Origin of the sequence: Synechococcus sp. R6-5 (genome assembly GCF_047461775.1) — a bacterium.
Lineage (GTDB): Bacteria > Cyanobacteriota > Cyanobacteriia > Thermostichales > Thermostichaceae > Thermostichus.
In genome coordinates, this window is record NZ_JANSHV010000288.1 from 1 (window position 1) to 572 (window position 572).

At 54.7% G+C, this 572-nt stretch carries 1 protein-coding gene; it reads right to left on the bottom strand.

Annotated elements, in window-relative coordinates:
- Positions 1 to 278: 278 nt before the first annotated feature.
- Positions 279 to 572, bottom strand: a 294-nt coding sequence (locus NW818_RS12840) for a gamma-glutamyl-gamma-aminobutyrate hydrolase family protein (RefSeq protein WP_414424775.1), incomplete at its 5' end; no start/stop codon positions are given.

The following is a 572-nucleotide window of genomic DNA, read 5'->3' on the forward strand; positions in this document are numbered from 1 at the left end:
TTATACATTATTTTCAGTATAGTTGAGCCTATTATTGACTAGAGTCATGCTCTCAGAAGAATTGAACTGGCAAAAAAAGTTAAAGCACTTGCGAAAACTACCCTGCCCACCCTTTTTTTCATATCCTTCAAGTCCCCCCTTGCCGACTAGGGCAGCACCGCCTAGAGCCTAGCATGGGGCAGCTTTCTGCTGGCTACTGGGGTGTTGAGCTGCCGCAGAGGGATCCCGCCCTGGCAAAGCCTCAGCCTAACCAGCGTATTTGAGTACCAAGACATCTTTCATGCCCGCAAGGACTCCGTCCCGCTACCGCGATCAGCGGGGTTGAAGTGATCCAGCTCGTCGTACACATCAGGCACATGGGGGAAAGGACTCCGTCCCGCTACCGCGAACAGCTTGCCGCCACTGACCACATTTAACAATTGCATCCCCCGGCAAATGCCTAAAACAGGGATCCCCTGGGCCAGCACGGCCTGAGCCAAGGCCACCTCAAATCGATCCCGCTCCGCGTTCACATAGCGCACCTGGGGATGTTGCGGATCCTCTCCAAAGGACTCCGTCCCGCTACCGCGAAA